Annotated in this window: 11 protein-coding genes; 4 read left to right on the top strand and 7 right to left on the bottom strand. The window is 56.2% G+C overall.

Going from position 1 to position 14145, the window contains the following annotated elements; all coding sequences use genetic code 11:
- Nucleotides 1-142: 142 nt before the first annotated feature.
- Nucleotides 143-1327, bottom strand: a complete 1185-nt coding sequence (locus IGS16_RS21920; RefSeq protein ID WP_068512840.1) for an NAD(P)H-quinone oxidoreductase subunit H — start codon at nt 1325-1327, stop codon at nt 143-145.
- A 686-nt stretch (nt 1328-2013) separates the two neighbouring features.
- On the opposite strand from IGS16_RS21920, the gene IGS16_RS21915 reads away from it, so the two are divergent.
- Nucleotides 2014-4287, top strand: coding sequence for a glycosyltransferase (locus tag IGS16_RS21915; RefSeq protein ID WP_297089168.1), 2274 nt, complete (start codon nt 2014-2016; stop codon nt 4285-4287).
- Nucleotides 4288-4391: 104 nt separating this feature from the next.
- Here the strand turns inward: IGS16_RS21915 and menA are convergent, their stop codons facing one another.
- Nucleotides 4392-5255: a 2-carboxy-1,4-naphthoquinone phytyltransferase gene (gene menA / locus IGS16_RS21910; RefSeq protein WP_297089271.1), complete on the bottom strand. Its 864-nt coding sequence runs from the start codon at nt 5253-5255 to the stop codon at nt 4392-4394.
- Nucleotides 5256-5672: 417 nt separating this feature from the next.
- Here menA and IGS16_RS21905 point away from each other — a divergent pair, with 417 nt between their 5' ends.
- Nucleotides 5673-7139, top strand: a complete 1467-nt coding sequence (locus IGS16_RS21905; protein WP_367185853.1) for an isochorismate synthase MenF — start codon at nt 5673-5675, stop codon at nt 7137-7139.
- A gap of 93 nt (nt 7140-7232) precedes the next feature.
- Nucleotides 7233-7526 carry a Uma2 family endonuclease gene (locus IGS16_RS21900; RefSeq protein WP_297089269.1) on the top strand — a complete coding sequence of 98 codons (294 nt, stop codon included), beginning with the start codon at nt 7233-7235 and terminating at the stop codon, nt 7524-7526.
- Nucleotides 7527-7622: 96 nt separating this feature from the next.
- Here the strand turns inward: IGS16_RS21900 and IGS16_RS21895 are convergent, their stop codons facing one another.
- The 4 genes from IGS16_RS21895 to IGS16_RS21880 form a co-directional block, all read right to left on the bottom strand.
- Nucleotides 7623-8234, bottom strand: a complete 612-nt coding sequence (locus tag IGS16_RS21895) for a Uma2 family endonuclease (protein ID WP_297089165.1) — start codon at nt 8232-8234, stop codon at nt 7623-7625.
- Nucleotides 8235-8266: 32 nt separating this feature from the next.
- Nucleotides 8267-8998, bottom strand: coding sequence for a DNA repair protein RadC (gene radC / locus IGS16_RS21890; RefSeq protein ID WP_297089163.1), 732 nt, complete (start codon nt 8996-8998; stop codon nt 8267-8269).
- A gap of 139 nt (nt 8999-9137) precedes the next feature.
- Nucleotides 9138-9431: a hypothetical protein gene (locus tag IGS16_RS21885; protein ID WP_297089161.1), complete on the bottom strand. Its 294-nt coding sequence runs from the start codon at nt 9429-9431 to the stop codon at nt 9138-9140.
- Nucleotides 9432-9782: 351 nt separating this feature from the next.
- Nucleotides 9783-10022, bottom strand: coding sequence for a hypothetical protein (locus tag IGS16_RS21880; RefSeq protein WP_297089160.1), 240 nt, complete (start codon nt 10020-10022; stop codon nt 9783-9785).
- A gap of 183 nt (nt 10023-10205) precedes the next feature.
- Here IGS16_RS21880 and crtD point away from each other — a divergent pair, with 183 nt between their 5' ends.
- Nucleotides 10206-11729 carry a C-3',4' desaturase CrtD gene (crtD, locus tag IGS16_RS21875; RefSeq protein ID WP_297089268.1) on the top strand — a complete coding sequence of 508 codons (1524 nt, stop codon included), beginning with the start codon at nt 10206-10208 and terminating at the stop codon, nt 11727-11729.
- 94 nt (nt 11730-11823) lie between these two features.
- On the opposite strand, the gene speA is transcribed toward crtD, so the two are convergent.
- A complete protein-coding gene (gene speA / locus IGS16_RS21870; protein ID WP_297089158.1) occupies nt 11824-13872 on the bottom strand; it encodes a biosynthetic arginine decarboxylase in 2049 nt (682 codons plus the stop codon).
- Between the last annotated feature and the right edge of the window lie 273 nt (nt 13873-14145).

Raw genomic sequence — 14145 nt, 5'->3', positions numbered from 1 at the left:
CTGCAAAAAACGAACCGCAAAAGCATACCTAAACGGCTCGAAACCTTTGTCTCGAGCCGCAGAAATGAATAAAACTGGCGGAAACTCAGCACAAACTGCACCAGCCGTGTAGCCTGCTGTGCAATACGCTCTACTCAGTTCGCTATCGATCCACCGAACCCATAATCACGTCAATGCTGCCCAAAATTGCCACAATGTCCGCCACCTTCACGCCCTTCAGCAAATGAGGCAGAATCTGCAAATTGTTGAAGTCGGCGGCGCGAATCTTGAAGCGCCAGGGAAACACGTTGTCATCGCCGATCACGTAGATGCCAATTTCGCCCTTGCCGCTTTCAATGCGGACGTAGTTTTCACCCTTGGGAATCTTAAAGGTCGGCGCAACTTTCTTGCCAATGAACTGATAGTCGAAGCTGTTCCACTCAGACTTCGGGCCGGCATTCATCCGCTGGGCTTCTAGGCTTTCGTAGGAACCACCCGGCAAGCCTGCAAGGGCCTGGCGAATGATCTTGACCGACTCGCGCATTTCGCGAATTCGTACTAGGTAACGCGCCAGACAGTCTCCCGCGGTTTCCCAATGAATTTCCCAGTCAAAGTCGTCGTAGGACTCGTAGTGATCGACCTTGCGGAGATCCCACTTGACCCCCGAAGCCCGCAGCATTGGGCCAGACAGCCCCCAGTTAATCGCATCTTCGCGGGTGATGGTGCCAACGCCCTCGACGCGGCGGCGGAAGATGGGGTTGTTGGTAATCAGCTTTTCGTATTCATCGACCTTGGGCAGGAAGTAGTCGCAGAAGTCCGCGCACTTATCAACCCAGCCATAGGGCAGGTCAGCCGCAACGCCGCCAATCCGCCAGTAGTTGTTGTTCACCATGCGGTAGCCCGTCGCAGCTTCCCACAGGTCGTAAATCATTTCCCGCTCACGGAAGATGTAGAAGAAGGGCGTTTGGGCCCCCACGTCTGCCAGGAAGGGGCCAAGCCACAGCAGATGGTTGGCAATGCGGTTTAGCTCCAGCATGATGACGCGGATATAGCTGGCGCGTTTGGGAACGGGCACGTCTGCCAGCTTTTCGATGGCATTGACGACGACCGCCTCGTTGAACATGCCTGCTGCATAGTCCCATCGGCTGACGTAGGGCACGTACATGACAGGCGTGCGGCTTTCTGCAATTTTTTCCATGCCGCGATGCAGATAGCCAATCACAGGTTCACAGTCCACCACGTCCTCCCCGTCCAGAGTGACGATGAGCCGCAACACCCCGTGCATCGAGGGGTGATGGGGACCCATGTTCAGCACCATGGGTTCGGTCTTGGTTTCGATCATGGCCATAGGTGAACCGTCTCCTGAACTCGGTATAGGGGCTGTTTGCGGCGATCGCAGCTGGGGATGCGAACACCATACTGTTGCGTTCTCTTAAGATTATGCGGGATTTTCTCAATTTCGGCGATACGGGTTTTTGATAGAAGGGCAAGCCGTAAGTAATCAAAACCCGTGCAGCCGTGAATTGGATGACCAGAACTTAATTGTCGCGCCTCGAAGCAATGTGGCATTGTTTGAGAGGAGCTTTGCGAGATACAAGATCTCCTTGCGTGGTAAGAGGCGCAACGGTCTGAAAAGATGAGGGTTTTGTGGCTATCTGCGTCCCTCATTCGCTTCAGAAACGCTGTGTGCGGAGTTATTGACGTTATCAATACAAGTTATCTATACAACAGTTGGGTAGAGGACTGGCTGATATACCTGGGGCTTGCTGGAGCTTGATTGTGCGATCGCGCTGTTCTGGGCATTGAAGCTGGCCCGAGCCTGGAAACTAGGGAAACGGGTGCAGATCGAAAACTTGGCGTGTTCCAAGCCGTTCTCAAATCCTTCCTGTGCTTGAGTTCGTACTTTTAAGGAGGGGCGGCGTACTGCTTGACACCTAGCTTGGCAAAGCTTGTGACGCGGTGGTACGTCAAGGTGCTGGATTGGAAGCAGCGATTTTGCTTGATTGCCGATGTCAGATTGAGGACTCATCTTTTATGACTACTTCTGAAATTCGTCGTCAGCAGGTGTCCCGATCCACACCTGCGCCGATGCGTCCGCAGTTGACGACGCTGATTTTGCTGAGCGTGGTGGCGATCGCCTTTGTGATTGTGGCGCTCTGGTTTGCAGGGCAGGGCACGATTAGCAAAATCTTCGCCCAGATCAACGCGATTCAGCAAAACCCGCCGCTCTGGCTAGAAGTGCCGATGGTGACGGGGCAATACCTGCTGGTGCCCACCGTGGCGCTGTTTCTGCTGGTGATGGGGGTGATGGCGCTGTCGCCCCGTCCGCGTCCCTGGTCGCGAACCGTGGTGGTGACGATTTTGCTGGTGCTGACGGTGCGCTATGTGCTGTGGCGAGTGGCCAGCACGCTAAACCTGAATACGCCGCTAAATGGGGTGTTTAGCCTGGGGCTGCTGTTTTTGGAACTATTAATGCTGAGCAGCGCGATTATCCAACTGGCGCTGATGCTGAAGGTGCGCGATCGCCGTTCCGAAGCCGATGCCCTCTCTCAGGACGTGCAAACCGGGCAATATGTACCAACCGTCGATATCTTCATCCCCACTTACAACGAACCCGCCTTTATCCTCAAGCGCACGGTCATTGGCTGTCAGGCGATTGACTATCCGGCTAAAACGGTTTATTTGCTGGACGACACACGCCGTCCCGAAATTCAGGCATTGGCAGCAGAACTGGGCTGCGAATACATCACCCGCCCCGACAATCGCCACGCCAAAGCAGGCAACCTCAACAACGCCCTGCCCCGCACCAATGGGGAACTGATTGTGGTCTTTGATGCGGACTTTGTGCCCACCCGCAATTTCCTGATCCGCACGGTCGGCTTTTTTCAAGACCCCCAGGTGGCGCTGGTGCAAACGCCGCAGACTTTTTACAACACCGACCCAATTGCCTACAACCTAGGACTGGAGGATGTCTTAACGCCAGAAGAAGAGGTATTTTATCGCCAGATCCAGCCGATTCGGGATGGGGCAGGCAGCGTCATCTGTTCCGGCACGTCCTTTGTGGTGCGGCGCAGCGTGCTGGATGAAATCGGCGGCTTTGTCACGGATTCCCTCAGCGAAGATTACTTCACGGGCATTCGCATTTCGGCTCAGGGCTATCGCCTGGTGTATCTGGACGAAAAGCTGAGCGCCGGGCTGGCGGCAGAGAACATCGCCTCCCACGCGCTCCAGCGGCTGCGCTGGGCCCAAGGCACGCTGCAAGCCTTTTTCATCCAGGCGAATCCGCTGACGATTCGGGGGTTGCGGCCGTTGCAGCGGCTGGCCCACCTGGAGGGATTGCTGCATTGGTTTACCAGCATTTCCCGCGTCGGTTATTTGCTAATGCCGCTGGCGTATTCGTTTTTGGGCGTGATTCCGCTGCGGGCGACGGCGGCGGAGCTGATGTATTTCTTTTTGCCCTATTATTTGGTGCAGCTTGCGGTGTTTTCCTGGCTGAACTATCGATCGCGCTCCGCCGTGCTGTCAGACATTTACTCGCTGGCACTGGCGGTGCCGTTAGCGATCACGGTGGTGAAGGTAATGCTGAATCCGTTTTCTAAAGGGTTCAAAGTTACTCCTAAGGGCACTGCGAGCGATCGCTTTATGTTTAACTGGAACCTGGCCGCACCCATCCTAATTTTCTTCGTGCTAACGGCCATTAGCCTATGGGTGAACCTGGGCATGTGCATGATCAAGGGCGCATGGCAGCAGACCGTCACGCCCGAAGAGGCGATGGTGGTGAAGGGCATCGGGCTGGGCTGGCTGTGGAGCCTGTATAACCTGATGATGCTGGGGATTGCGCTGCTGATTTTGCTGGATGCGCCGCGCCCCAGTCCCTATGAATGGTTTGACCTGCGCCGGACGGTGCGCCTGCAAGTGGGCGATCGCACGTTTTACGGCATCACCACTATGATTTCTGAAGTGGGCGTAGAGGTCGCCCTGACGCAGGCGGGCTTTCCGCCGCTGTCGGAAGACTTGCCGCCTGTGCAAATCGAGCTCCTGGAAGAAAATCTGTCGCTTCAGGGATTGGTCGAGCGGACAGGCATGAGCGACGAGTTTCCCACTGTGCGGATTCTGTTTGAAGAGATGAGCCTGGAACAACAGCGCCGCCTGGTGGAAGTCTTGTTTTGCCGTCCGGGGCAGTGGAAAACGCGGCAGTCTCCTGGCGAGTTTCAGTCGCTCTGGCTGCTGCTTCGTGCGTTGCTGAAGCCGAGGGTATTGTTTGGGCGAAATGTAGACGTGAGTCCGGTGCCTGTGGCGAAAGTCTGATGGATTTTGGATTGGGGATTTTGGATTGGGCGACCACTGGCTAAGGCCAACTAAAATCCACCAAAATCAAAAATCTACAGTTGCTTCTATAAGTTCCAAAATCGCTATGCTGCGGCCAGCACAAACCCTGCACACAGCAGCAGGCTACTCCAGAAATGCAGCGACACGGCGATGAATTTGCAGTTGCTGACGCGGGCGGGTTTGTCGTGGTTGGCGAGGACGTGGCGGCAAAGCTTGAGCGCGGGCGGCAGGCTGGCAAATAGGAGCAGCGTCCAGAGGGGAAATAGCCCGGTGACGACGAACAGCGCTGTCAGCCCGTAGAGGCTGCCGCAGAGCCAGGGGAGCAACTCTGCTGAACGGCGGGTGCCCAGACGGACAATGGGCGATCGCTTTCCGGCGGCGGCATCATCTGCCACCTGATGAAAGTGGGAGCAGAACAGGATCAGGCTAGTGCTGATGCCCAAAATGATGGATGCAGCCAGATTCGCCCATGACCCCGACTGGCTCTGGCTATAGTAGGCAGCCGATACACCCAGCGGCCCAAAGGCGAAGAAGCAGAGAATTTCGCCCAACCCTTGATAGCCCAGGCGGAAGGGCGGCCCTTGATACACGTAGCCCAATCCGCAGCAGAGCAAGACGAGAACCAGAACTGTAGGATCTTGCTGAATCCAGGAAATAGAAATGATGCCTGAAATTCCCAGAATTAAACAAACATTGGCGATCGCAAAAATCAGGGATTTGTTTCTCGTTAAATTCACCAAAGAATGATGTTTATTTTGATCGATTCCGGTTTCCGAATCAAACACGTCATTGCTCAGATTTTCCCAGATCAAAATCAAGATTGCGGCTGCCAAAAACGTACCCAAAATATCCCATCGAAGCGATCGCTTTTCAAAATAGGCGATCGCCGTTCCTAGCGCAATCGGCATAATCGCAACGCTATACATGGGTGGCTTCAGAGCTGCCATCCAGAGCTTTTTGGCAGGCGGCTTGGCGGGCTGCTCTGGGTGGGGGCCGACCACAGACCCAGCGCTGAGTGTCGGTTCCAGGGAGTGAAGGTTTGTGGAGGGAGTTTGTCGGGTCGGTTTGGTCGTCATTGCGGGCGGGTAACTGCTGGAAGCCTCATTATTCTACGATTTTCCGCCTCTCCGATTGGTCGTGGCGACCTGTTGGAACTGTAAAGAGTTGTGACTGATATTGCGGGCGATCGACCCTCGTCCAAACGCTTGATGGGCCTTGGCTTTGTCGGAGACAATCGTCAGCTTCATCAGATCTGATGGGCCGGTGGCTAGACTTTGCCCAAGTATGTTACCTGTAGTAGACAGGCTGCGCCCGCCATTGCTGTTTTACTGCTCACCTTTATCGAACCGTTTTACCATTGACTCATGCCAGTCGCACCCCGACCGATTGAACCTGTTCAAGATTGCAAAAGTTTATATAAACTCCTTTCCCAATGCCAGAAGCATATCAAACAAGTCCTAGATTCTGAGCATCAATCTGGTTGCAATTGGGTCAGCATTTCTCAGGAGATTGAGGCGGTTGATCCACTGCTGGCTCTACATCAATTTAATCTCTCTGATCAGCCCCATTTCTACTTTGAAAAACCCTACGAAGGCGAGGCTGTAGCGGCTTTTGGGAAAACTTTGTCGCTCAGCACAGGGGGCGATAGCCGCTTTTTAAGAACTCAGCAATTTCTCAAGCACAGCTTAATTGGGATGCCTCGTTTCATGGCAACTCATGGGGTGGAAACTGTGCCAACGGGCATCACCTCTCCGGCGGATCTTCGCTGTTTTTGTAGCTACACCTTTTTTGATGAACCTAGATCACTTCATTCACCATTTGCCTCTGCCATGATCTTGCTGCCAGAGTGGCAGATTTTGCGCCAGCCAGATCGCTGTTTGGCAACTGCAAATATAGCGCTGGGTGCTGATACTAATGTGACAATGCTAACCGATGCACTCTGGCGCAAGTTTCAAAAAATTCAGCAGGCAAACTATTCCTTATTAAACTTTGCGGGCAGTGAGGTGATCGCCCCCCAATCCTGGGAATTTTTAGAAATTAATGATTTCCAAAAAACGGTTGAAAAAGCACTCCGCTCGATTCATCAAAATCGTCTGCAAAAACTGGTGCTGTCTCATGCGGTTGACGTGATTTCTCGCCGTCCATTCGACTGGCTTTTTTCTTTGCATCATCTGCGGCAGCTTTATCCCGATTGCTATATCTTTTCGGTGAACCAGGGCGGCAGCAAGACTTTTATCGGAGCCAGCCCCGAACGACTGGTCAGCGTGCGGAATCAGCGCCTCACGACCGATGCGCTGGCGGGGTCTGCGCCGCGAGGCCGCACAGCAGACGAAGATGCGAAGCTGGGCTACACCCTGCTGAACACGCCCAAAGAGCGGCACGAACATCAGGTAGTGGTGGACTTTTTGCGCGATCGCCTGCTCTGTCTTGGGCTATCCCCCCAGATGCCCGCCGCCCCCGACCTGCTGCGCTTGTCGAATATTCAGCATTTGCACACGCCCATTCATGCCCACCTGCCCGCCCGACTGCACCCGCTGGAACTGGTGGACGCGCTGCACCCCACGCCCGCCGTGGCTGGACTGCCCCGCGATATCGCCTGCGAGGAAATTCGCCGCTCTGAGGGCTTTGGGCGATCGCTCTACGCTGCGCCCCTGGGCTGGGTCGATGCGGCGGGCAATGCAGAATTTATCGTCGGCATTCGCTCGGCTATGCTAGAGGGCGATCGCGCTCGGCTGTATGCAGGCGCGGGCATCGTCGCCGGATCAGACCCTGCCCGCGAACTGGCTGAAGTCAAGCTAAAGCTGCAAGCGCTGCTCAAGGCACTGGTTTAGGTTTTCTGGTTTGGAGTCGAAGATAAAAGTTCCTAAGTTCCTGCTGCAAGCCCCCAACCCGCCCTGAGAGAGTTCTTTAAATAACGAGAAGGCATCGCTGGGGTTGAGCCGGACACCTGTTTTTACACTCAGCACGCGCCGCAAATGCGGGGTCGGCGGCGGCTGCAACCGGGCGATCTGCCGCCCGATTTGGCAATTGAAACAGATGTAACTTCCGTGACGACGCTAACGGCTTATGAGGCGATCGCCGTTCCAGAACTGTGGGTTTATGCCAATGGAAACCTGACGTTTTACATCCTGCATGATGGGCATTATGTGGAATCTGACTATAGCCCAACGTTTCCTGAGCTTCCAGTCAAGCAGCTAATTCTAGAGGCTGTGGCGTAGGTGTGGACAGTCGGCACGCCTGCGGCACTCCAGGCGTTTCAGATGACGCTGGATCGCGAGCAGGGGTTGGATCAGGGATGATGAGGAGACGAGACTTCAGAAGTCTAGCTCTTCAAACAGTTCTGAGACAGCGAGGGAAAACCCAGGCACAACCGATTCGCCCTCCAGCGCATCCTGGAGCCGCAGCAGGCGATCGGGGCTGGGGCTGTGGTAGACCAGCACGTACTGCTCATCGGGGTGAATCACCCATACTAGGCGAGTTCCGTTTTCAGAATATTCGACGATTTTTTCGTGAATTTCTTCGACCGTGTTGCTGGGTGACAAGACTTCCACCGCCAAATCCGGCGCACCCTGAAAGAAGCCCTTGGGCAGCCGCCGCAGCCCTTGCAGCCGCTCTTTGGCCACGAAGGACACATCGGGCGATCGCCGATTGCCGTTTTTCATAGAAAAGGCGATGCTAGAGTCGCACATGACACCGAGCTTATGGGTTCGCACAAAGCCACCCAATACAATCATTAAGTTGCTGGCTATCCAGCCATGTTCCATTCCTGAGTTGCCCATATCAATGAGTTCTCCGTTCACCAGTTCGTAGCGGTGACCGTCCTGCGGCAGCGCCATAAATTCTGCATCTGTCCAGACTTTGGGTTCAGAGGCGGGCTGGGTCGATAGACCGGATTCTGCTTTGGGTTCGTTGGATGCGAGGGGCATCGGGGAATCCTCCATTCACGGTTGGGGTGGCGCTAGACTTCCTGGGGCGTTTCGCTCCAAAGCTGCGTGGTTTGGCGCAGGCTGATGAAGTCGCCATTGCCTAAGATTAGATGATCCAGCAGCGGGATGCCCAAGACCTGTGCGCCTTGCAGCAGTTGGCGGGTGAGGGCGATGTCTTCTGGGCTGGGTTCCAGGTTTCCCGATGGATGGTTGTGGGCGATGATGGCGCGGGTTGCGCCCCGGCGGATTACTTCGCGGAAGATTTCGCGGGGATGGGCAAGGGTTTCGGTGGCTGTGCCAATGCTGATCAGTTGGGTTCCCAGCAGGCGATGCTTGATATCTAGCAGCACGACGGCAAAGCGCTCCTGGGGTTGCCACATGAGGTCTTGGCTGAGGACGGCGGCGGCCACGGCAGGGTCGTCTACGATGGTGCGATCGCCCGGTCGAGACTGAAACACCCGCTTGCCCAATTCAATCGCTGCCAAAATGGTCGTCGCTTTTGCTTCGCCGACTCCATTAATCTGCATCAACTCCTGAGGCGCAACGTGCTGCAAGGCTGCCAGTCCGTTGCCGTGGCTCTCTTCCAGGGTTTTTAGAATCAGATTGCCTAGGCCCACGGCCGACAATTTGCCCGGCCCCTGCCCGGTTCCCAGCAGGATGGCGATTAGCTCTGGGGTGGAAAGTTGCTTTGCCCCGTAGGTCAGCAGCCGCTCGCGGGGACGTTCGCTTTGCGGCAGGTCGGCGATCCGTAGGCTGTAGGTCATGCAGGTGGGCGCGGGTAGATGCGGAGAGCGGAGGGGCGATCGCCTGCGGCAGGAGCGAACCCTCTCCGCAGGCGACCGATTTTCCTGATTCTCCTAGTCTTCCCTTAATTTCTTCGTCCTAGTCAAAGGGACGATGGCGTTAATTCAGGGGGCGATCGCGCTGGAGATAGCGCAACACATCCCCCGCATCGGGACGCAGGACGATGCCGCCGTCGGGAATCTGCACCACGCGGCTCCATTCAAAGCGCTCGGCATAGTGCAGCAGATGCAGGCGGTCGATCTCGTGCTGGGTGTCGGCGGGGGAACCGACCAGGTAGAGGCGCAGACGGCGGCGGCTCGGCCGTTGCGGCAGCAGCGGCGGCAGAAAAGCAGGCAGCGAAACCGAGGCCGCCTCCGGGTTGGAAGCCGCCGAAAAGTATTGAATTTGAAGCATTTGGGGTTTCCTCTTGAAATGGGAATGAAGGAAACCCCGAAAAACCGCCGCCCGAAAGACATAGAGCGAATTTCAAGGCGGCTAAAATAAGCAAAGCCCTGAGACAGCCTATTCTGTCAACGGGTCAGGTGCTGGTTGGTGCGGCTAACACCTGCCAGCGCCGTAAACGACTCGCGGCGAATTTTTCGGGGACGCTGCGTCGATAGGGTATCTTTCACAGCTTGATGGACGATTGTAGTGGATGCGATCTCCAATGGCAAGAAAATTTTAGATTTTGAGCTTGACGTTTGGCCTGCGATTTTGAAGCGGCAAAGGTTCAAATCTAAAATCCAAAACCCAAAATCCAAAACCTCACACTAGCTCCAGCTCATCTGCACGGAAGGCATAAATGGCCTGTAGCCCAGCCGAATCGACGTAAATTTGCCGTGTATCGAGATCGTATAGGTAAAGCACAATTTCTACGGGGGGCGACGGGGGCGATGCATCCTCCGACCAGACAATCCCGGCAATGATTCCATAGCTGTATGTGCGATCGCTGTCTGGTTCGGGCTGAAACGGCTGCTTCAGGCGCACGAGGTCGCCTATATCCATCGCTAATCTGTGAAAATCGGGCTTAAATGATCATTAACCTTACCTTAACCTGAACCGGCCCCCAATAACCTCGACTTTTCTGAGGGGCGATCGCCCTGATCCGGTTAAACGTTAAGATGAGGATTATTAAGAAATGTAATGAAGGTGTCACAGGGCTGGCGATCGCCAGTTGGAGTAGGGCGCATGGCTCCTCGTGTGGAATCTCCTCGTGTGGTGGTAATCGGGGCAGGCATTGGCGGGCTGACGGCGGCGGCGCTGCTGGCGCGGCGGGGCTATGGGGTGCGCGTGTTTGAGCAGGCGATCGCGCCGGGGGGCTGTGCGTCTACGTTTCGGCGGCGCGGCTTTACCTTCGACGTGGGCGCGACCCAGGTAGCGGGACTGGAACCGGGCGGCATTCACCACCGAATTTTTGCTGAATTGGGCATCGAACCACCCGCCGCCACCCCCTGCGACCCCGCCTGTGCCGTCTATCTGCCAGGGGAAACGGAGCCAATCCGCGTGTGGCGCGATCCGCAACGCTGGCAGCAGGAGCGACAGCGCCAGTTTCCCGGCAGCGAACCGTTTTGGCAATTGCTCAAGGACTTGTTTCAGGCAAGTTGGGCGTTTCAGGGGCGCGACCCGGTGCTGCCGCCGCGCAATGGGTGGGATGTTTGGCAACTGTTGCAGGCGGTGCGGCCGGGAACGCTGACTACGCTGCCGCATACGTTTTCTACGGTGGGGCAGGTGTTGCGCTGGTATGGGCTGGGGCAAGATCATCGACTGCGGCGGTTTCTAGACTTGCAACTGAAGCTCTATTCCCAGGTGGATGCGGAGGAAACGGCGCTGCTCTACGCGGCCACAGCGCTAGCGGTGTCGCAGTCGCCCCAGGGTTTGTTTCACCTCCAGGGCAGTATGCAGGCTTTGAGCGATCGCCTGGTGGAAGCCCTGGAACGCGACGGCGGTACGCTGCACCTTCGCCATTCGGTAGACAGCATCCTCACGGAACAGGGTCGCGCCGTCGGCGTGCGCGTCCGCAACCTCAAAACGGGCGAAACCTGGACAGAACCCGCCGATCACGTCGTCGCCAACGTAACGGTGCAAAATCTGGTGAAACTTCTGGGCGAGGCCGCGCCCACGGGTTATCGCCAGCGCGTAGACAAGCTGCCCGACGGCTCCGGCGCGTTTGTGGTGTATCTAGGGGTCAAGCAGGACGCGATTCCGGCTGACTGCCCGCCGCACCTGCAATTTCTCTACGACTTTGACGGGCCCATCGCCGAGAATAACTCCTTGTTTGTTTCCGTTAGCCATCCGGGCGATGGCCGCGCCCCAGACGGCTGCGCCACGGTGATTGCGTCGTCTTTTACTGACCCACGCATCTGGCAAGGCGACGACGACCGCTACGCCGCACTGAAGCAGCACTACACCGAAACGGCGATCGCCCGCTTAGGTCAATTTTTCCACCTAACTGCCGAAACGCTCCTGCATACCGAAGCCGCCACACCCCGCACCTTTGCGTACTACACCGCGCGCGATCGCGGCATGGTCGGCGGCATTGGGCAGCGTGTCTCCACCTTCGGCCCCTTCGGCTTTGCCAACCGCACGCCGATTCCTCGCCTGTGGCTGGTGGGCGACTCGACCCATCCCGGCGAGGGCACAGCGGGCGTGAGCTACAGCGCGTGGACGGTGGCGCGGCAGATCGAGGCAGTCGGGGAGGGACGGAAGAAATGAAGAACGAAAAATGAAGAACGAAGAACGAAAAACGGAACCTCTTTGTTCTTCGCTCTTCGTTCTTCGCTCTTCGTTCTTCCCTTTTCCTCCTTCCCTACGAGGTCAAGTATGTATACCGACTGAGCGATCGCTCGTAGTTTTGCAATAGCAGTTGCGCTTCTTGCAAGGTAATGCGTCGCTCTTGTAGGGCGGCTTCGCTCTGGCGGCGGATGCTCTCGATCAGGTCTTCCGAGTCGTATTGCACATAGCCCAGCACTTCGGTCATGGTGTCGCCTTTCACCACATGCTCGATTTGGTAGCCCTTGGGCGTGAGCTGGATATGTACTGTGTTCGTGTCGCCAAACAGGTTGTGCAGGTTGCCCATGATTTCCTGATACGCGCCCCCTAGAAATAGCCCCAGGTAATACGGCTCTGTGGTCTGGAGTTCAGAATTCGCGTCTGATCCCTGCCCCCTGACCAGGGGATGCAGTTCCAGCACCGACTTGACATCGCGCAGGTCGATGAATTGGTCAATCTTGCCGTCGCTGTCGCAGGTGAGGTCGGCCAGGGTGCCCCGGCAGGTGGGTTCCTCGTCCAGTCGATGGATCGGCATGATGGGGAACAACTGGTCGATGGCCCAGCTATCGGGGGCAGATTGGAAGACGGACAGGTTGACGTAGTAGATCGATGCCATGATCTTTTCCAGGTCTTCCAGATCGTCGGGCACATAGTCCTGCTGGCGGGCGATTTCTAGAATCTTGGCGCAGCAGGCCCAGTAGAGCCGCTCGGCCCGCGCCCGCTCTACCAGGCTGAGATAGCCAAACCCAAACAGGCTGATGGCCTCTTCTTTAAACTGCGTTGCGTCGTGATAAGCCTCTTGATAGGTGTCTGGCGTGATGGATTGCCAGGTTTCGTAGAGGTTTCGCAGAATCAGATGGTCGTCGTCGGTGGTGGGTTCGGGTTCTTCGGCAATGACATCGCTGGTGCCCAGCACATCGAACACGAGAACGGACTGATGGGAGGCGATCGCCCGGCCGCTTTCGCTAATCAGCGTGGGCATGGGCACGTCGCGTTCTTCGCAGGCTTCTTTTACCTCTGCCACCACGTCGTAGGCGTAGTTCTGCATGTTGTAGTTTTTGGAGGCGTAGAAGTTGGTCTTGGAGCCGTCGTAGTCTACGCCCAGTCCGCCGCCCACGTCCAGATAGCGCATATTCGCGCCCAGTTGCGCCAGTTCTACAAAAATCTGGCTGGCTTCTCGAATTGCGTCTTTGATCACATTGATGGCGGGAATTTGGGAGCCAATGTGATAGTGCAATAGCTGCAAACAGCTCAGCATGTCGGCGGCGCGGAGCTTTTCGACGGCCTGGATGATTTCAGGCACGGTGAGGCCGAATTTAGCGCGATCGCCCGCCGAGCCACCCCAGCGCCCGATGCCCTTGGCGCTCAGCTTGGCCCGCACACCCACGATCGGCATGATTCCCAGCTTGCGACTCTCGGCAATCACCAGATCTACTTCTTCCACCTGCTCTAGCACGACGATCACCGTCTTGCCCAACTGCTTTGCCAGGATTGCCGTTTCAATATATTCCTGATCTTTATAGCCGTTGCAGATCAGCAGCGACCCAGGCGTGTCTAGCAGCGCCAGGGCAATCATCAGTTCTGGCTTTGACCCCGCCTCTAGCCCAAACTGATAGGGCTTGCCGAAACGCACCAGGTCTTCGATCAGATGCCGCTGTTGGTTGCATTTCACCGGAAACACGCCGCGATAAACGCCTTGGTAGTTGTAGCGGGCGATCGCCTTGGCAAAGGCAGCATTGAGCCGCTGAATCCGGTCTTCCAAAATATCTGAAAAGCGAATCAGCAGCGGCAGTCCCAAATTTCGCTGCTTCAGCGCTCGCACTAATTCGTATAGATCTAGCGAACCGCCGCGATCGCCCTGCGGAGAGACGGTAACGTGTCCTGCCGCGTTGATCGAAAAATACGGATCGCCCCAGCCCTTGATGCGGTACAGTTCCTCGCTGTCTTCAATCGTCCAGCCCGACTTCACACGCCCCGTCTCTGGAGTGGGCAGCTTGGTGATGCGTCGGTCTCGCGGCGTTTCTGCGAGCTTTCCCCCTCCGGGTTCTTCCACATCGCTGGCAAAGAGTTTGGGTTTTACTTCCATCAAGTTTTTCCTCTAAAACATGGATGATGAGCCGCCGAGTAGACTTTAGAATTCCTCTCAACAGTTTGGGGTGTCGCACGACGCACGACACCCCCTCAGGTCTGCATTGCTTAAGCTCAGCTTAAGTCTAGCGTATTTCCTCAAAAAATCTCTGTATCCGTTGTCGCGCAAGGCTTTGATTAAGTTTCGATTAAGCTCTGACATGAAGCCCCGATGACCATCGCCGCTTACCCTTTACAAAGGGCCATCTTTTTCTGAGCATAGAGAAGGCTT

The organism is Thermoleptolyngbya sp. C42_A2020_037 (genome assembly GCF_015272455.1).
Classification (GTDB): domain Bacteria; phylum Cyanobacteriota; class Cyanobacteriia; order Elainellales; family Elainellaceae; genus Thermoleptolyngbya.
Note: the sequence above shows the minus strand (reverse complement) of the source record. Positions and strands in the feature narration are given on the sequence as shown.

What these genes read in the sequence shown, in the direction of transcription:
- IGS16_RS21885 (WP_297089161.1), bottom strand. Translation starts at nt 9,431, where the DNA reads ATGCTTCAAATTCAATACTTTTCGGCGGCTTCCAACCCGGAGGCGGCC.
- crtD (WP_297089268.1), top strand. Translation starts at nt 10,206, where the DNA reads ATGGCTCCTCGTGTGGAATCTCCTCGTGTGGTGGTAATCGGGGCAGGC.
- radC (WP_297089163.1), bottom strand. Translation starts at nt 8,998, where the DNA reads ATGACCTACAGCCTACGGATCGCCGACCTGCCGCAAAGCGAACGTCCC.
- IGS16_RS21920 (WP_068512840.1), bottom strand. Translation starts at nt 1,327, where the DNA reads ATGGCCATGATCGAAACCAAGACCGAACCCATGGTGCTGAACATGGGT.
- IGS16_RS21880 (WP_297089160.1), bottom strand. Translation starts at nt 10,022, where the DNA reads ATGGATATAGGCGACCTCGTGCGCCTGAAGCAGCCGTTTCAGCCCGAA.
- menA (WP_297089271.1), bottom strand. Translation starts at nt 5,255, where the DNA reads ATGGCAGCTCTGAAGCCACCCATGTATAGCGTTGCGATTATGCCGATT.
- IGS16_RS21915 (WP_297089168.1), top strand. Translation starts at nt 2,014, where the DNA reads ATGACTACTTCTGAAATTCGTCGTCAGCAGGTGTCCCGATCCACACCT.
- IGS16_RS21895 (WP_297089165.1), bottom strand. Translation starts at nt 8,234, where the DNA reads ATGCCCCTCGCATCCAACGAACCCAAAGCAGAATCCGGTCTATCGACC.
- speA (WP_297089158.1), bottom strand. Translation starts at nt 13,872, where the DNA reads ATGGAAGTAAAACCCAAACTCTTTGCCAGCGATGTGGAAGAACCCGGA.
- IGS16_RS21905 (WP_367185853.1), top strand. Translation starts at nt 5,673, where the DNA reads ATGCCAGTCGCACCCCGACCGATTGAACCTGTTCAAGATTGCAAAAGT.